The organism is Halopseudomonas sabulinigri (genome assembly GCF_900105255.1).
Classification (GTDB): domain Bacteria; phylum Pseudomonadota; class Gammaproteobacteria; order Pseudomonadales; family Pseudomonadaceae; genus Halopseudomonas; species Halopseudomonas sabulinigri.
The window spans coordinates 2,153,801-2,170,624 of record NZ_LT629763.1; the positions used below are offsets into that span (position 1 = coordinate 2,153,801).

The following is a 16,824-nucleotide window of genomic DNA, read 5'->3' on the forward strand; positions in this document are numbered from 1 at the left end:
GCTGGATTTTTGCGTCTTCGCTTCTTTCGGATACTATAACGCGCTCAACCGACCTGCGTCCGGCTGCACGGCCTGCGCAGCGGCTTTCTCTCGCTGGTGCAAGGCAGAACCATGGCCGGGCTGATCCCTCAGGGCTTCATAGACGATCTACTTGGACGAACCGATATCGTCGAAGTCGTCGGCGCGCGCCTGAAACTGAAAAAAACCGGCAAAAATTACTCCGCCCTGTGTCCGTTTCACAACGAGAAGTCGCCGTCCTTCAGCGTCAGCCCAGATAAACAGTTCTACTACTGCTTCGGGTGTGGCGCCGGTGGCAACGCGCTGAGCTTCGTCATGGACTTCGAGCGCCTCGATTTCCCCGAGGCGGTCGAAGACCTGGCCAAGCAGGCCGGTGTGGCTGTACCCCGCGAGGAGCGCAGCGATCGTCGCCAGAGTAGCGCGCCACGCAAGGACAGCCCGCTCTACGCCCTGCTCGAGCAGGCCGCCGCCTACTATCGCCAGCAACTGCGCCAGCACCCGAAGAAAGCGCGCGCGGTCAGCTACCTTAAGCAGCGCGGCCTGACCGGACACATTGCCAAGACCTACGACATCGGTATGGCCCCGCCCGGCTGGGACAATCTGATGGCGCATCTGGCACGCGACAGTACTGAAGTAAAAGCACTGATTGAAGCCGGCCTGGTGGTCGAGAACGAAGACAGCGGCAAGCGCTACGACCGCTTCCGCGACCGCATCATGTTTCCGATCCGCGATAGCCGCGGCCGCGTTATTGGCTTTGGCGGCCGTGTACTGGGTGACGACAAACCCAAGTACCTGAACTCACCGGAAACGCCCGTCTTTCACAAGGGGCAAGAGCTGTACGGCCTTTACGAAGCCAAACAACAAAACCGCCAACTGCAGGACATACTGGTGGTCGAAGGCTATATGGACGTGATCGCTCTGGCCCAGCATGGCGTCACCAATGCGGTAGCCACGCTCGGCACCGCTACCAGCGAAGACCACCTCAAACGCCTGTTTCGTCTGGTGCACAGCGTGACCTTTTGTTTCGATGGCGACAAAGCCGGCCGGCAGGCCGCCTGGCGCGCACTGAACTCGGCCCTACCGGTGCTCGAAGATGGTCGCCATGTGCGCTTTCTGTTCCTGCCCGACGGCCAGGACCCCGACAGCATGGTGCGCGAGGAAGGCCAGCAAGCCTTTGAGCAACGCATCAATCAGCAGGCACAACCGCTCACCGAATATCTGTTTCGACACTTGAGCGAAGAGGCCAGGCCGGACAGCCTGGAGGGAAAAGCACATCTGGCCGCGCTGGCGCTGCCACTAATCGACCGAGTGCCGGGCAGCCTGTTGCGGCGCCTGCTGCGCCAGTCACTGGCACAGATTACTGGCATGGATTTGAACCAGGTGGCCAGCGAGGCAGCGCAGGCACCCGCAGCACAGCAGCCACCGGCGAGCATGGCGCAAGCCGCCTCAGGACAAGCACCGGCGGAGCATGGCGCGCCTTGGGATGACGACTGGCAGCCACCCATGGATGACTACCAGCCAGCCTACGAGCTTGCTGAACCCGATGAGCCCGCGGCCCCAGCCCGCAGAGGTCGCGCCGGCGGCCGCAAGGGCGTCGATAGCCCGCTACTGCAGGCTGCCCGTACGCTGCTGCACCACCCGCACCTCGCTGGACTGGCATTACAGGCCAATGAACTGGCCGACGAGGACGAAGACGAGGCGCGGCTATTGGTCGCACTGCTGGATGCAGCGCAGAAAAACCCGGGACTGAACACCATAGAAATGCTGGCCAGGTGGCATGGCACCGCACTTGGCGACCAACTCAGCATGCTCGCCGAACAGGAATGGCTGCTGAATAATCCCAACGCCAACCTTGAACAACAGTTTTTCGACACTATAAATAGGTTATCCGCCGAACAAACCGAGCGGCGCATCGACAAACTCCTCGCCAAACCGCTCCACGAGCTTTCCGCCGAGGAAAAGCAACAACTGCGAGACCTGTACCAGCGCCAACGTGCGCCAAAAACCGACAGGTAACGCGGCCTCAACTGGCACGGAGCCCTGAAATCAGGGTATAATCCGCAGCTTACTTTTTTGCACACCAATGCATCCACAAGGGTTGTTATGTCCGGAAAAGCGCAACAGCAATCCCGTCTCAAAGAGCTTATTGCCCGCGGTCGCGAGCAAGGCTATCTGACCTATGCGGAAGTGAATGACCACCTGCCCGAGGATATATCCGATCCGGAGCAGGTGGAAGACATCATCCGCATGATCAACGACATGGGTATCACCGTGTTCGAGGTTGCACCGGATGCTGACGCTCTGTTGCTGGCCGACAACGATGCCGATGAGTCCGCCGCTGAAGAAGCGGCTGCGGCGTTGGCTGCGGTTGAGACGGATATCGGTCGCACCACTGACCCAGTGCGCATGTACATGCGCGAGATGGGTACCGTCGAGCTGCTGACCCGTGAAGGCGAAATCGAAATTGCCAAACGCATCGAAGAAGGCATCCGCGAAGTCATGGCGGCCATCTCGATGTTCCCTGGCACCGTCGACGGCATTCTCGCCGATTACGCCCGGGTTACCGAGGAAGGCGGACGCCTCTCCGACATCTTCAGTGGTTACATCGACCCTGACGACGACGGCCTGTCCGGCACCGATAACGCGGAAATCCCCACCGCTGCCGCCAAGGACGAGAAAAAGTCCGATGACGACAGCGATGATGATGACGACAACGATGACGACGACAGCTCCGACGACGAAGGCGATGGCGGCCCTGACCCGGAAGTTGCGCGCATGCGCTTCACCGCGATCGGCGATCAGCTGGAGAAGGTCAAGAAGGTACTGAAAAAGAACCCCCGCAGCAGCAGCAAGGTGATTGCCGAGCTGGATGCGCTGGCGGTGCTGTTCATGCCGATCAAGCTGGTGCCCAAGCAGTATGAAGCCCTGGTGGTTCGCGTGCGCAGCGCGCAGGATCAGATCCGCAAGCAGGAACGCGCCATCATGCAGCTATGCGTGCGTGATGCTCGCATGCCACGCGCCGACTTCCTGCGCGGCTTCCCCGGCAATGAAGTCAACGAAGGTTGGGTCGACAGTCTGCTGGCCGACAAGCCGCGTTATGCCGAAGCACTTGAGGCTGCCAAGCCCGATATTATTCGCGCACAGAAGAAGTTGTCCGCTCTAGAGCAGGAAGCCCAGCTGACGATTTCCGAGGTCAAGGACATCAACCGTCGCATGTCGATCGGTGAAGCCCGCGCCCGCCGCGCCAAGAAGGAAATGGTCGAGGCCAACCTGCGTCTGGTTATCTCCATTGCCAAGAAGTACACCAACCGTGGCCTGCAGTTCCTTGATCTGATCCAGGAAGGCAACATCGGTCTGATGAAGGCGGTCGACAAGTTCGAATACCGTCGCGGCTACAAGTTCTCGACCTATGCCACCTGGTGGATTCGTCAGGCCATTACCCGCTCGATTGCCGACCAGGCGCGGACCATCCGTATTCCGGTCCACATGATCGAAACGATCAACAAGCTGAACCGGATTTCGCGTCAGATGCTACAGGAAATGGGTCGCGAACCCACGCCTGAAGAACTGGGCGAGCGCATGGAGATGCCGGAAGACAAGATTCGCAAAGTGCTGAAAATTGCCAAGGAGCCCATTTCGATGGAGACGCCTATTGGTGACGACGAAGACTCCCATCTGGGCGACTTCATCGAAGACGGCACCATGGAGTCACCCATCGACTCGGCTACCGTAGAGAACCTGAAAGAGGCGACCCGCGAAGTCCTGTCTGGCTTGACCGCCCGCGAAGCCAAGGTGCTACGCATGCGTTTTGGTATCGATATGAACACCGATCACACCCTGGAGGAAGTCGGCAAGCAGTTCGACGTCACCCGTGAGCGGATTCGTCAGATCGAAGCCAAGGCCCTGCGCAAGCTGCGGCATCCAACGCGCAGCGATCATCTGCGCAGCTTCCTCGACGAGTAAGCGACGCAGCAGCACCGCCTTACAAATGCCCAGCCATGCTGGGCATTTGTATGTCCAAGGCGCTACACTAGCAAAATAATATCGCGTAGCCATGGATGAAGGTTTCTAGCTGAATGAATGCAGCCGTCAGAGCAGGCTTGTTCAGTGCGCTGGCGTTGCTCGGCAGCGGCTGTAGCAGTGTCGGCACCCCAAGGATCGGTGACCTGCAGTTTACCCAGGTTGGCGTGCTGCTGCTCTCCTGCGGCCTTCTGCTGGCCGCGCATGGCCTCAATCAGCTACGTCGCCGTGCCAACTCCGAGCGCCAGCAGGCACTTACCCTGCTGAATCAGCAGGAACACCGTTACCGCACTCTGGTGGAAAACCTGCATGTAGTGACCTGGGAAATGTCGCTGCCCTCCCTGCGCTTTATCTACGTTTCACCACACGCCCGCGACCTCCTCGGCTTTGAGGCCCACCACTGGCTGGCTGCCGGCTTTCTGGAGGATCGCCTGCATCCGGCCGACCGCGGCCGCGTTACCGCCCTGTTGCACCAGCAGGCCAGCAGTAGCGGGAGCCAGAGCTTCGATTTTCGCCTGTTGAACAACAATGGCACCCCCTGCTGGGTACGCGCCATCATCAACAGCGTAAGCAACGAGGAGTACGAGGCGGTTGCACTGAATGGTCTGCTGGTCGACATTCAAGAGCAGAAAAGCAACGAAATGGCTTTGCGCACGTCGGAGCAAAAGTTTTCCTCGGTTTTTCACAACTGCCCCGACAGCATAGTGCTGGCCAATGCGCACGACGGCACCTTGCTGTCGGTGAACAGAACCTTTGAAGAACAGTTTGGTTTCAGTGCCGCCGAAGCGCTCGGCAAGACTTCCACCCAACTCGGCACCTGGGCGCAACAGGACGCCGGCCCCGCCTTACTTGAGCAGCTCAATCGCGAAACCCAGAGCAACCTCGAGGTTCGCTTCAAACGGCGGGACGGCAGCGAGTTTACCGGGCTGATCTCTTCGCGCAGCGTAGAGTTGAACCAGCAGCATATCCTGGTAGTGGTTATCCGCGATATTTCCGCACTCAAGGTCACCCAGCAACAACTTGAACTGTCGGAACAGAAGTTTTCCAGCGCGTTCCATGCTTCTCCGGATGGCCTGCTGATAACCCGACGCAGCGATGGCATGTTGCTCGATGTGAATGACGGCTTCACCCGCATCACCGGCTACAGCCGCCAGGCCGCACTCGGAAAATCCACCCTCGACCTGGGCCTGTGGAGCGACACCGCCGACCGCGAGCGGATGATTCAGCTGCTGCGCTCACAGGGCACAGTGCGCGATATGCTGTCTACCGTAACCGATATTCACGGCAACCAGCGTCAGGTGGAAATCAGCACCGAGGCCGTAGTCGTCAATGGCGAAGACTGCATGCTCAGCATTGCGCGCGATGTGACCGAGCGCCTGAAGATGGAAGGCTCTCTGCGCCAGGCCGCGACGGTATTCGAGAATACCAACGAAGGCGTCATCATCACCGACAGCGAAGGCATGATACTGGCCATCAACAAGGCGTTTGCGCGCATTACCGGCCACCCAGAGAGCCAGCTGCTGGGCCAGCCGCTGAGCATGCTCAGCGACTATACCGAAGACAAGCACCTGATCCGCGAAGTAGCCCATAGCCTGCGCGATGATGGCCAATGGCAGGGCGAAGCCTGGAATCGGCGCAGAAATGGCGAGCTCTACGCCGCCTGGATCAACATCAGTCAGGTATTGAACGTCGATGGCAGTCTCAATCACCTGGTGGCCGTTTTCAGCGACATCACACCACTCAAGCACACGCAGGCACGACTCGATCACCAGGCGCACCACGATCCACTGACCGACCTGCCCAATCGCACCCTGTTTGAGGCACGCCTACGCGAAGCGCTGAACGCACAGCAACAGGGCAAATATCAGGGCGTCGGCGCCCTGCTGTTTATCGACCTGGATCGCTTCAAGCAGATCAATGACAGCCTCGGCCACCCAGTCGGCGATATCCTGCTGAAATCAGCCAGCCAACGGCTGTGCGGTGTGCTGCGCGATATTGATACCGTCGCCCGCCACGGTGGCGACGAATTCATTGTCCTGCTCCCCAACCTGCATAGCGACGAGGATGCCGCCAGTGTGGCGGACAAATTGCTGGCAGTCTTTCGCAAACCCTTCCTCGCCGCCGGGCACGAGTTTTTTGTCAGTGCCAGCATAGGTATCAGTCTGTTTCCCACCGACGCCAGTGACGTCAACAGCCTGATCAAACATGCCGATGCCGCCATGTACCGCGCCAAGAATCAGGGCCGCAACCGCTACGCCTTCTATACGCGCGACCTCACCGCCAACGCCCATCAGCGCATGGAAATGGAAAATGACATGCGCCGCGGCCTGGAGCGCGGCGAATTCACCCTCTACTACCAACCCAAGTTCGATCTGCACGCGCAGCAACTCAATGGCATGGAAGCACTGGTGCGCTGGCAGCACCCGCAGCGGGGCATGGTAGAGCCGGATCAGTTCATCCCGCTGGCGGAAGAAACCGGGCTGATCGTTGAACTGGGCAAGCATATTCTCGAGCTGGCCTGCCTGCAGTTGGCCGAATGGCGAACCCAGCACTTGGCCCCACCGCGCATGGCTATCAACGTTTCGGGAATGCAGTTGATTGGTAACAAGCTGGTCAGCGATATTCGCCGCGCGCTGGAAACGCACGACATTCCTGCCTCACTGCTTGAGCTGGAGATCACCGAAGATTTCGTGATGAACCAGAACCGTGAGGCCATCCACTTGCTGGATATCTTCAGCAAGATGGGCATTCACCTGTCGATAGATGACTTCGGCACCGGCTACTCATCACTGGCCTACCTCAAGGAAATGCCGCTCGATACCCTGAAAATCGACCGCAGCTTCGTCTCCGGACTGCCCGAGAACCACCACGACGCGGCCATCAGCCAGACCATCATAGTGCTGGCCCACAATCTGGGTATGAGCGTCGTGGCCGAGGGCGTGGAGAACGCCGCGCAGCAGGCGCTGCTGACTGAACAGGGCTGCGATACGGTTCAGGGCTACCACATCAGCCCGCCCCTGCCGGCCGAGGAGTTTTCCCAACGCTTCCTGCAAAGAGCGCCTAGTCAGCGACCGTCACAGCCCGTATAATTCCGCCCTGCTACAAAAACGTGGGCCTATAGCTCAGTTGGTCAGAGCAGGCGACTCATAATCGCTTGGTCGTAGGTTCAAGTCCTACTGGGCCCACCATTTTCTGCCGCGCTGCTTTCCTCCGCCAGTTCTGGCATGTTCAGTTCCGAGCGCAGTAACCCCGCCAACGCCACAAGGCCTTCCTGCGCGCTTTTGCTTGCGCCCGCCCAGCTGCAGGCCAACATCAGATTTTTCGGCAAGGCGAAGTCTTCGACCTGATAGCCCTGCCGGCAATAGCCATCGCCATCGGTATCCAGTTGCTCGATCAGTGGGCGCTGATCACTGAAGTAGGCCCATACCGGCTTGCCCAACGCGGTGGCGTAGCCGATTTCGAATACCGTGCCGGAATCGGGCTCGCTGCCGCGAAAGCAGTCGAGATTGGCCAGTACCGCGTCGGCATTACGGATCTTCTGCAAGTTGCTCTGGCAGATCCAGCTGGCGAGATCACTGACGTCGCCCGGTGGCGCGTCATCGAGAGGATAGATGCCGCGCAGGCCCTGCGCGGCACAGAGGGACTTCAAACGCTCGCCGTGGGCGACGGCGTCGCGGCGAAAGACATCAAACCCGGCCAGATAAACTGACTGCACATTGCTCTCCCGGTCTGGATTGGTGGTGCAACGCAGTTACTCGGCCGGCAGCGCGGCAAGCATCTGAGCGTTATCTACATCCACCAGTATACCGGGGTCAGCCACGGGCACTTCAAGCAGGCGCTGCGCATGTCGCTGCAGCACCCCGCGCGCGCCCTGATCCCCCTGCAACGACAACAGTTCAGGCCAGAACGCGCGACCAAACAATACCGGATGACCGCGTTGCCCGGCGTACGACGGCACCACGATACGCTCGGCAGCGGCCTGCTGCTGCAGGGCGATAAGCGTTTGCGGGCGGATAAGCGGCATATCGCCCAACAGCACCGCAACCACCGCGGCGTCGCTGTCCTGCAACGCCGTGATGCCCGCCGCCAGGCTGTGGGCCATGCCCTCTTGGCAACGCGCGCTGCGGATCACCCGGCAATCCGCAGGCAATCCCAAAGCTGCGCTATCGTCCTGCGGGCGCAGTATGACGCGCACATCAGCGTAGGCACTGCGGGCGTTTTCCAGGCTGGCGCGCAACAGTGTTCTGCCGTCAGGCAAGCGTGCCACACGTTTATCGCTGCCGAAGCGACGAGCGCTGCCAGCAGCTAGCAACAGCGCAACCAGCGGTGCGGTCGGCCTGCTTACCACTCAGGCCTGCGCGTCCAGCAACATGACGTCGCGCTCAACAATCAGGCCTGCGAGCGCTTGCCCCATGGCCTGGTAATGCGGCGCCTGACGATGAAGCTCAATGGCCTCCATATCAGCCCACTGTTCGACAAATACAAAGCGCTGTGCATCACTGCGATCACGATGCAGCACATACCCGCGGCAGCCCGCCTCTGCACGCGATGGCGCCACCGCGCGCGACAGAATCTCACTCACCTGGTCTGCACTGCCTTCTGCGGCGCGGAGTACGGCGACAACGGTAATTTCATTCGACATTCAGGGTCTCTCGCTTGTGGATAACGGGACGGACGACGCGCTACTGCCGGCGTCCTGATGATGATAAATCGGCGACGCATCGTGGATGGCGGCGGTGCGCGCTTTCAACATACCGCCTTGACGACCGTTGAGCACGGCGGTCATTTCGGCAAGAATCGCCATAGCTACGGACTCGGGGGTGTCTCCTCCCAGGTCGAGGCCGACCGGGTAATGCAGTCGGGCCAGCGCCGACGCCGGCAGCGCTGGCATCTCGCTGAGTAGTCTTTCGGTGCGCTCGCGCGGGCCCAGTTGGCCAATATACCGCGCACCGGAAGCCAACGCGCACTGCAACCAGTGCGCGTCCTGCTGCAGACTGTGGGTCATGACCGCGACGGCCGCCCCCTGCAACAGAGGGCCGGGATTGAAGCTGTCATCCAGGGTGCCCAACAGCACGCTATCCGCCTCGGGAAAGCGGCTGGCGCGGGCAAAATGTGCGCGGCTGTCGATCACGGTCACCTGCCAGCCCAGTAGCCGCGCCATACGGACCAGGGGCTGAGCATCGTGACCGCCACCAAACACCACCAGTCGCCGCGCCGGCGGCAGGTACTCGACCAACACCTGCAACACCCGAGCGTCCTGCTCCAGATAGTGCAGGCTGCTGCGACGCTCCGCGATGGCCTGCTGCAACGGTGCGCTCAAGCCCGCCTGCAAGGAGTCGGGCAGTTGCCCGCTGCTGACGGCGCCCTCGGCAGACCACAACAACCGCTCACCCAAGCAGGCTGATGCCGTAATCACCGTGGCGACGGCGCGCGCCTGTCCATCGCGCTGCTGCGTGCGTAGGGCGCCCAGCAGCAAGCCGGCTGACTCGGCGTTCACCCGCTCGAACAGGATATGCACCTTGCCGTTGCATCCCAGGCCAAAGCTCACGGCGACTTCGCCGTCTTCGGTTTCATCGCTGGTGCTGTAACTGCGTAGCGCCGGGCCTTGCTCGGTCAGCCAGAATGCGGTGCGAGCTACCTCGCTCTCCAGACAGCCGCCGCTGAGCGTACCCTGCGTCTGGCCGAGCGCCGTGATCAGCATGCGCGCACCGGGGCGGCGGTAGGCTGAACCCTCCACCCGCACCACCGTCGCCAGCACCGCTGCGTCACCGGCCAGCACTACGTTATCCAGCGCGCCAAGCAGTTGTTCAACGCCGCTCATAGCCGCTTCGCCCGTGGTTTGCCGACGTTCATACGCCTACTCAATGCCCGGTATTGCCGCGCTTGGCCGCCACATCCTCGGCACTCACCTGCGCGCCGCTTTGGCCAAAATGCTGCAGGACAAAACTGCTGACCGCAGCCAACTCCGGGTCGCTGTAACCGTCGGCAAAACGCGGCATGCGCTGATCCACGGGTAGCTGCTCGCCGCCGTGGCCCGTCAGCAGAATACCCAGCAGGTTGGTGGCTGCCGGATCGTTGACGGTTTTCAGCCCCATCAGAGTAGCAACCGGGCTTTGATTGCCCTTGCCATCCCAGCGGTGACAGCTGGCACAGGCATCGGCAAAAACCTTGACGCCCAGATTGCGCTCGGCGGGCATACCCTCGGGCTGCTTGGTGGGGCGCGCCACGCCGGTTGGCTGCGGCTCAGTGCTCAGCAGGTAGGTAGCAATCGCGCTCAGGTCGCGCTGCTGCAAATGCTGCAGGCTCTTCTCTACCACCTCAGCCATCGGCCCCGCCGCGACCCCCTTGCCCGCTGCATGTCCTTGACTCATATAGCTGACCAGCTCGGCCTCGCTCCAGGCACCAATGCCATGCGCCTCGTCAGCGCTGATGTTGTAAGCCTGCCAGCCCTGCACCAGAGTGCCCGCCAGTGGCTGGCTGCTGTCGAGTGCCTGGAACATATTGCGCGGTGTATGGCATTCAGCGCAGTGGCCGGGGCCCTGCACCAGATAAGCACCACGGTTCCACTCTTCGCTCTGCTGCGGATCGGCCGCATAGCGCCCTTCATCCAGGAACAGGAAATTCCAGAAGAACATGCCCCAGCGTTGATTGAACGGAAAGCCCAGGGTGTTTTCCGGCGGTGTATTACTGACCGGCTCCAGGCTGGCCAGATAGGCCTTGATCGCCAGCACCTCGTCCTCCGGCATCAGCGTGTAGGAGGTGTAGGGGAAGGCCGGATAGTAATGCTTGCCATCCTTGCCAACGCCTGAATGCAGCGCACTGACAAAATCTTCATCGCTCCAACTGCCGATGCCGGTCTCGTCATCCGGAGTGATGTTGGGCGAATACAGCGAGCCAAACGGCAGCTTGAATTCCACGCCCCCGGCGAACGGCTTACCGCCCGGCGTGGTGTGGCAGGCAACGCAATCGGCTGCAGTTGCTAGGTACTTGCCGCGCTCGATCAGCTCGGCGTCTGCCGCCAGGACCGTGCTCGACAGCCCGGATAACCCCAGGCACAGCATGACTAAACGATTGAAACGCATGGCCAGTCTCCTTAAGCCGGGTAGTAGCCGGCACGGCTCAGTGGCAGACGACGCAAACGCGTCCCGGATGCAGCATGCAGCGCATTGACCAAAGCAGGGCCAATCAAGGCCGTACCCGTCTCACCGACACCGCCCGGCGCCTCCAGACTGGGCACTATGTGCACCTCAACACCGGGCGCATCGGTGATGCGCAGCTGACGGTAGTTGTGGAAGTTGGTCTGCTGCACCACGCCCTGCTCAATCAGAATCTCGTTGAACAGCGAGGCCGAGAGACCAAACAGCGTGCCGCCTTCCATCTGCGCCTGCACCGACGTTGGGTTGGTCACCAGGCCGCAGTCGATGGCACAGACCAGCCGCTTGATGCGGATTGCCTTGTCGCCACGCATTTCCATTTCCACCACGGTCGCGACATAGCTGCCGAATACCGCACTGACCGCGACGCCACGGCCCTGCCCATCCGGTAAGCTGTTGCCCCAGCCGGCCTTCTCTGCCGCCAGCCGCAGTACCGCTTGCGCGCGCGGATGCTCTGCCATCAGGCCAAGCCGATAGTCCACCGGGTCGGCGCCAGCATTCAGCGCCAGCTCGTCAATAAAGCACTCCAGCGCATAGGTGCTGCGCAGCGGCCCTACCCCACGCCACCAGGAAACCGGAACCACCTTGGGCTCCTCGCGCACGTAGTTCACCAGCAGATTCGGCAAGGCATAGATCGGGTCGATAGCCACCTCAACGGCGTCGCCATCAACGCCGTTCTCCGGCAGGCTACCCATGTAACGGCCCAGTACCGAAGCGCCAGCGATGCGGTGCTGCCAGCCGGTCGGCTTGCCGTCGGCATCCAGCGCTGCGGTCAGGCGATCGGCATATTGCGGGCGGTACATATCGTGGGTCATGTCTTCTTCACGGCTCCAGATCAGCTTGATCGGGTAACTCACATGCCGCGCCACATCGACCGCCTGAGTAATGAAGTCGTAGTCCAGCCGACGGCCAAAGGCACCGCCAATCAGCTGATTGTGAATAATGATCTTGTCCGCCGGCAGGCCGCTGATTTTCGCGGCAGTTTGCTGGGCAAAGACCGGCACCTGGGTGCCGACCCACAGCTCGCAGGCATCCGGGCGCACATGCGCCACGCAGGTCATCGGCTCCAACGGCGAATGCGACAGAAAAGCCTGCTCATAAACCGCTTCAAAGCGACTGGCAGCCTCTTCCAGCGCCTTGCCGATATCGCCCGCGTTGTGCGCCACTACACCATCGCGCGAGCTGGCCTGTTGCAGTGCGTCATCCAATTGCGCCGAGTTGATGCTGGCGTTCTCGCCCAGATCCCACTCGACCTTCAGCGCCTTGAGACCCTGCTGGCAAGCCCAGTAATTACTGGCTGTTACTGCCACGGCGTTGTCGAGCTTGATCACGTCCCGCACGCCCGGCACTTTATTGACCGCCGAGGCATCCACGCTGCGCAGCGTGCCACCGAAGACCGGGCAGGTCAGGGTGGAGGCAATCAGCATGTCCGGCACGCTAAGGTCGATAGTGAACTGCGCCTTGCCATTAACCTTGTTCGGCGTATCAATACGCTGTGCTGGTGTGCCAAGCAGGGTGAACTGCTCCGGCGTTTTCAGCGCTATGTCAGTTGGCAGCGGCAATTCGCTGGCGGCGTCAACCAGTTCGCCGTAACCCAGCTTCTGCTCAGCCGGGCCAAACACCTCACCATTCTTCGCATGGCATTGCGCGGCATCCACCCCCCAACGCGCCGCAGCGGCCTGAATCAGCAGCAGCCTTGCGGTGGCGCCCGCTTCGCGTAGCGGCTGCCAGCTATGCCGCGTCGAAGTCGAGCCGCCGGTGGCTTGAAACTGCATTAATGAGTCGGCATACAACTCGCTGTCTGGCGGTGCATCCTCAATGGTCACAGCAGACAGCGGCACTTCCAGCTCCTCGGCCACCATCATCGCAATGCCGGTATGCGCGCCCTGGCCCATCTCGATTTTTGGCGAAATCACCGTTACCAAACCGTCATGACCGACCCGCACGTAGGCTCCGTACGCCCGCGGCGACTTGTCGCCCAAACGGCCAGCAGCCGTGGCCTCCGCGGCCACGCCACGCGGTGCGAAACCCGGCAACCAGGTGCTGAGTACCAGCCCGCCCATGGCGAGGCTGGACCCCTTAAGAAAACCGCGCCGCGAGAGCGCACCTTTCGACTTGTCCATTAGCAACGCTCCTCAGGCCTGGCCGATGTCTTTGATCGCTGCACGAATGCGCGTGTAAGTACCGCAGCGGCAGATGTTGCCCGCCATGCCGGCATCAATTTCGGCGTCACTGGGGGAGGATTTGTGTTGCAGCAGCGCCGTAGCCGACATGATCTGCCCCGACTGGCAATAACCGCACTGCACCACCTCGTGCTCAAGCCAGGCCTGCTGCACCTTGGCGCCCACGGCGTTCTCGGCAATCGCCTCGATGGTGGTCACCGTCTTGCCGGCAGCCGCGCTGACCGGCAACACGCAAGAGCGCACCGCCTGGCCATCAAGGTGCACCGTGCAGGCACCGCATTGCGCGATGCCACAACCATATTTGGTTCCGGTCAGCTCCAGCACATCACGCAACACCCAGAGCAGGGGCATATCGTCCGGAACATCGAGTTGGTGTTGTTCACCATTAACAGACAGCAGGTTCATAGCGACCTCATCGCGGCACGGATTTCGTTATTTTTTATACACTCTAGCAGTTGGTTTCACCGCGAGACGCAGGCGAGCCAACACGAGGCAATCACAATCACCTCACTGTCGAGACAGTCAGCAGCCATTATTCGAATAAAGGCGAAGGATAGAAGATAAGGGTAGCGCTATTGGCGTGTGGGGCGGTAGAACAATACCCCAAGGGAGCGGAGCGAAGATTGTTTCAACACAAGCCAGTGCAGCCACAGCGAAAAAGATGAAGCGCAATAGGCGCTAACGACTGGAGCAGATTGCCTGCTCCAGTCTTCAACGGTTACTGCGGATAAACCGCATTCCAGTCCGCCTTCATATCTACCACGGTCCAGTTGCGCTCCTTGGCTTCTACCAACGCTTGATCCAGCTTGCCGATATGCGAGTCCTTGTCGTACGCCCACTCACGTTCAGCATCGGTGTGATGCACGATCAGGCCAAAACGTGGCGTGGTGTCCTCGGCATCGTGGGCAATGGTGGTGTACTGCAGCATCTGCAGATCGCCATCCGAATTACCGCCCGCGAAGATCGGGCGACGGCCGATGTGACGGTAGATGCCGACCGGCTTGCCGGCCTTGTCATCGTTCAGCATCAGATCACCCGTCTTGACGATTGTCGGTACGCCGTCACGCATCTCGAACTTGGCATCCAGGGTGGACCCTACCACCTGCTCGGGTGGAATACCGTAGGTTTCTTCGGCAAATACCCGCATGAAATCGATCCCGCCACCGGAAACGATAAAGGTCTTGAAATCGTTGGCGCGCAGGTAATCGAGCAGCTCCAGCATCGGCTGATACACCACTTCATTGTAGGGGCGCTCTACGGTGGGATGCTTGCTGCTGCTTAACCATTTGCGTACAGACGCGGCAAACTCGTCGGCCGTCATGCCGGCGTGCGAGGCGGCCATGATCTTCATCAAACCCTCCTTGCCCGAGGCCATGATTGCTTTGGTGTCACCGGCCAACACACTTTTGTAGGGCTCCTCGGTTTTCCACTCCGGGTGGTTCGGGGCTTGCTCGCGTATCTGATCAAGGGCAAAGATCAATTGGAAGTAGAGCGGCTGCTCTGCCCACAGGGTGCCGTCATTGTCGAAAGTAGCGATGCGCTCTGGCGGTGCGACATAGCCACTGCCTCCCTCCTTGGTGACTTTCTCTACAAAGCTGATGATGGCGGTTTTATTCGCGCCGTCATTCCAGGATGGCAATGGGTCTGCAGTCTGCGCCATGCCTGGCCCGGCCAAAGCACTCAGAGACAGGGCGGCAATAAAGCCCAGCTGTTTGAATCGCATGTAGATCTACCTCGTTCCATGTGTTGTAGAAAGCGTCCGGGGCACACCTGCTCGACCGCGCAGAACCGGCTACTTGGCAACTGCACTGGCAGTGATATCACGCCAGCAGTGCTGACATTCAACCCGGTCACATGCGGGAACAGCGCTCTGCCCCGCACGCTTCAGCTTAGTAGAGGATCGCTGCCGCGCAATAGCGGCGGCGGCATAACAGTCGACCGTTAGCGGAACGGCGGCTCATCAAAGCTGCGCAGCTTGCGCGAATGCAGCGAATCGAGCTGGCTACGCAGCAATTCCAGCGCGTGGATGCCGATGTGCAAATGCTGGGTGACGGCGCGCTCATAAAAGGCCCCGGCGGCCCCCGGCAGCTTGATTTCACTGTGCAGCGGCTTATCGGATACGCACAACAGGGTGCCGTAGGGTACCCGCAAGCGATAGCCCTGAGCCGCTATGGTGCCGCTCTCCATGTCCACGGCAATGGCGCGTGCCATGTTAATCAGCGGCCTCTCCTGCGCCCAGCGCAGCTCCCAGTTGCGGTCGTCGTAGGTCAGTACCGTACCGGTGCGCAGCCGTCGTTTGAGGTCATCACCCTGCTCACCGGTCACCTCGGCGGCGGCCTGCTGCAGCGCCAGCTGCACCTCAGCCAGAGCTGGCAGCGGGATATTCGGCGGCAGTACCCGGTCGAGAATCCCGTCACGGCGCATGTAGGCGTGCGCCAGCACATAGTCGCCAATGGTCTGCGACTGCCGCAGCCCGCCGCAGTGGCCGATCATCAGCCAGCAGTGCGGACGTAGCACAGCGAGATGATCAGTGATGTTCTTGGCGTTGGATGGGCCCACGCCGATATTCACCAGGGTAATACCCTCCGCCGGATTTTCCGCCTGCAGGTGATAGGCCGGCATCTGATAGCGGTGCCACACCACCGTTTCGATGATCGCCTGCATCTCGCCCTCGGCCATGCCGCGCTCGATCACCACGTTGCCCGGCAACACCATGCGCTGGAAGCGCGTGTCGCCGAGCAGCATATCCAGCCCGTGGCGGATAAATTGATCCACGTAGCGGTGGTAATTGGTCAGCAGAATCCACGGCTGCACGTGGCGCCAATCGCTGCCGGTGTAGTGCACCAGGCGGCGCAGCGAGAAGTCGGTACGCGCGGCGTCGAACAGCGCCAGCGGCAACGGGTCGATATTCTCCCAGTCGTACAGACCGTCGGCCGTGCCATCGTTGGCGGCAGACAAATCGGTGCTCGGGAACACCCGCGCCAGTTCAGCGGCGGTTACCCCTGAGGCGCCCAGCTCGTCACCCTGCTCAACCACGTAGGGATAGGGAATATTCGCCTGGCTTGAGCCCACCTCGACCGTCACCGTGAAGTCGCTCATCAAGGGCCGCAACTGATCCAGCAGATAGCGCCGAAAGGCCGCTGGCTGGGTGACGGTAACGCTGTAGGTGCCGGGCACCTGAACCTTGGCGTAGGCACGCACAGTGCTGGGTACTTCACCTTGACAGTGATACGTCAGCCTTAGTTCGGGATAGCGATAGGCACAGCGACTGGCCTCCGGATGCTGACGTGTTTGCAGGTATTCCTTGAGCGCATGACGCAAGGCACTGGTCGCTTGCTGATGCAACGCGGCGAGCCGGTCTACCGCGTCTTCGGGGCTGGTCACGACAACAAAGTCGTCAGGGCATGGGTTCATGGCGTACCTCCGGCTGTTCACATGCCCCTATCTTG

The 16,824-nt window shown here is 60.9% G+C and carries 12 protein-coding genes and 1 tRNA gene; 4 read left to right on the plus strand and 9 right to left on the minus strand.

Annotated features, from left to right (window positions below; genetic code table 11):
- The first annotated feature begins 111 nt into the window (after nucleotides 1-111).
- From dnaG to BLU26_RS09710, 4 genes are all read left to right on the plus strand, one after another.
- Nucleotides 112-2,034, plus strand: coding sequence for a DNA primase (gene dnaG, locus BLU26_RS09695; RefSeq protein ID WP_092286123.1), 1,923 nt, complete (start codon nucleotides 112-114; stop codon nucleotides 2,032-2,034).
- Between the two features lie 87 nt (nucleotides 2,035-2,121).
- Entirely contained in the window at nucleotides 2,122-3,981 is a 1,860-nt protein-coding gene (rpoD, locus tag BLU26_RS09700; protein WP_092286125.1) for an RNA polymerase sigma factor RpoD, read from the plus strand.
- Nucleotides 3,982-4,094: 113 nt separating this feature from the next.
- A complete protein-coding gene (locus tag BLU26_RS09705) occupies nucleotides 4,095-7,127 on the plus strand; it encodes an EAL domain-containing protein (protein WP_092286127.1) in 3,033 nt (1,010 codons plus the stop codon).
- Between the two features lie 22 nt (nucleotides 7,128-7,149).
- A tRNA-Ile gene (locus BLU26_RS09710) sits at nucleotides 7,150-7,226 on the plus strand.
- Here the strand turns inward: BLU26_RS09710 and BLU26_RS09715 are convergent.
- The 9 genes from BLU26_RS09715 to amn form a co-directional block, all read right to left on the minus strand.
- Complete coding sequence (locus tag BLU26_RS09715) at nucleotides 7,205-7,753, minus strand: nucleoside 2-deoxyribosyltransferase (protein WP_092286129.1); 549 nt, start codon at nucleotides 7,751-7,753, stop codon at nucleotides 7,205-7,207. The genes BLU26_RS09710 and BLU26_RS09715 overlap by 22 nt on opposite strands.
- Nucleotides 7,754-7,789: 36 nt before the next feature.
- Complete coding sequence (locus BLU26_RS09720; protein WP_231701922.1) at nucleotides 7,790-8,386, minus strand: nucleotidyltransferase family protein; 597 nt, start codon at nucleotides 8,384-8,386, stop codon at nucleotides 7,790-7,792.
- Nucleotides 8,387-8,680 (minus strand): putative quinol monooxygenase, encoded by a 294-nt coding sequence (locus tag BLU26_RS09725; protein WP_092286131.1) that lies wholly within the window; start codon nucleotides 8,678-8,680, stop codon nucleotides 8,387-8,389.
- Nucleotides 8,681-9,859: an XdhC family protein gene (locus BLU26_RS09730; protein ID WP_092286133.1), complete on the minus strand. Its 1,179-nt coding sequence runs from the start codon at nucleotides 9,857-9,859 to the stop codon at nucleotides 8,681-8,683.
- 40 nt (nucleotides 9,860-9,899) lie between these two features.
- Nucleotides 9,900-11,120 carry a cytochrome c gene (locus tag BLU26_RS09735; protein WP_092286135.1) on the minus strand — a complete coding sequence of 407 codons (1,221 nt, stop codon included), beginning with the start codon at nucleotides 11,118-11,120 and terminating at the stop codon, nucleotides 9,900-9,902.
- 11 nt (nucleotides 11,121-11,131) lie between these two features.
- Nucleotides 11,132-13,315, minus strand: coding sequence for a xanthine dehydrogenase family protein molybdopterin-binding subunit (locus BLU26_RS09740; protein WP_092286137.1), 2,184 nt, complete (start codon nucleotides 13,313-13,315; stop codon nucleotides 11,132-11,134).
- 12 nt (nucleotides 13,316-13,327) lie between these two features.
- On the minus strand, nucleotides 13,328-13,780 hold the full coding sequence (locus BLU26_RS09745; protein ID WP_092286139.1) for a (2Fe-2S)-binding protein: 453 nt from the start codon (nucleotides 13,778-13,780) through the stop codon (nucleotides 13,328-13,330).
- Between the two features lie 313 nt (nucleotides 13,781-14,093).
- Complete coding sequence (locus BLU26_RS09750) at nucleotides 14,094-15,098, minus strand: HAD family hydrolase (RefSeq protein WP_092286141.1); 1,005 nt, start codon at nucleotides 15,096-15,098, stop codon at nucleotides 14,094-14,096.
- A gap of 218 nt (nucleotides 15,099-15,316) precedes the next feature.
- Entirely contained in the window at nucleotides 15,317-16,789 is a 1,473-nt protein-coding gene (gene amn / locus BLU26_RS09755; protein ID WP_092286143.1) for an AMP nucleosidase, read from the minus strand.
- Between the last annotated feature and the right edge of the window lie 35 nt (nucleotides 16,790-16,824).

Coding starts and splice junctions, on each gene's coding strand:
- BLU26_RS09745 (WP_092286139.1), bottom strand. CDS start 13,780: ATGAACCTGCTGTCTGTTAATGGTGAACAACACCAACTCGATGTTCCG.
- BLU26_RS09705 (WP_092286127.1), top strand. CDS start 4,095: ATGAATGCAGCCGTCAGAGCAGGCTTGTTCAGTGCGCTGGCGTTGCTC.
- BLU26_RS09740 (WP_092286137.1), bottom strand. CDS start 13,315: ATGGACAAGTCGAAAGGTGCGCTCTCGCGGCGCGGTTTTCTTAAGGGG.
- rpoD (WP_092286125.1), top strand. CDS start 2,122: ATGTCCGGAAAAGCGCAACAGCAATCCCGTCTCAAAGAGCTTATTGCC.
- BLU26_RS09750 (WP_092286141.1), bottom strand. CDS start 15,098: ATGCGATTCAAACAGCTGGGCTTTATTGCCGCCCTGTCTCTGAGTGCT.
- BLU26_RS09735 (WP_092286135.1), bottom strand. CDS start 11,120: ATGCGTTTCAATCGTTTAGTCATGCTGTGCCTGGGGTTATCCGGGCTG.
- amn (WP_092286143.1), bottom strand. CDS start 16,789: ATGAACCCATGCCCTGACGACTTTGTTGTCGTGACCAGCCCCGAAGAC.
- BLU26_RS09725 (WP_092286131.1), bottom strand. CDS start 8,680: ATGTCGAATGAAATTACCGTTGTCGCCGTACTCCGCGCCGCAGAAGGC.
- dnaG (WP_092286123.1), top strand. CDS start 112: ATGGCCGGGCTGATCCCTCAGGGCTTCATAGACGATCTACTTGGACGA.
- BLU26_RS09730 (WP_092286133.1), bottom strand. CDS start 9,859: ATGAGCGGCGTTGAACAACTGCTTGGCGCGCTGGATAACGTAGTGCTG.